Source organism: Priestia sp. BR_2, from assembly GCF_041954005.1.
In the GTDB taxonomy this organism is placed as follows: domain Bacteria; phylum Bacillota; class Bacilli; order Paenibacillales; family Paenibacillaceae; genus Paenibacillus_AQ; species Paenibacillus_AQ lautus_A.
The window spans coordinates 1-585 of sequence record NZ_JAVFHM010000241.1 but is presented as its reverse complement, the minus strand read 5'-3'; the positions used below and the strand labels follow the sequence as shown (position 1 = coordinate 585).

General features: G+C 33.2%; 1 protein-coding gene. It reads left to right on the top strand.

The genetic code is table 11. The features are described 5' to 3' along the window. Nucleotides 1–97: 97 nt before the first annotated feature. Nucleotides 98–397, top strand: a complete 300-nt coding sequence (locus tag RB298_RS19180) for a LysR family transcriptional regulator substrate-binding protein (protein WP_328236192.1) — start codon at nt 98–100, stop codon at nt 395–397. Nucleotides 398–585: the final 188 nt, after the last annotated feature.

Sequence of the window (585 nt, the reverse complement as noted above, 5' to 3'; positions counted from 1 at the left end):
GTATAATAACATTTCCCCTAACAATCATTTATAAATAAAAACCTAGTTAATCGACGATTTTGACATGCAGAGAAACGCTCTCTGACGAAATTAACTTTTGTTTTGTGTATATAAAGGAATCAAGCTCTCAGAAGGAAGTGTAGATCAAGTGAAAGAGTGGTTATATTGTAAATCCATTGATGTAGAAATTATTATTCCTCCTGATAAAGATTTTGATATCGTACCCTTAATGAAAGATCAATTGATTGTCATTATGCACTCGAATCATCCTTTATACCAGAAAGACACAATAGGTATTCCCGACTTACAAGATGAAGATATCATACTTGGACGAGGCGGTTATGAAGTACAAGTCCATGATTTATTTAAAGATTTTAACTTGAAGCCTCAAATATGATTTGAAGTTGATTACATCGATACAGCCTTAAGTGTGGCACAAGAAGGATTAGGAATTACCATTACAACGAAAAAAACATTTTGTCACTGACAGAACAAGTAGTTTTTCAAGAGTTGAAGCCAAACACGTTCAGAGACATTAACATAGCAGTGCTAGATAGTAAAGATACATCAAAAGCAACAGATATC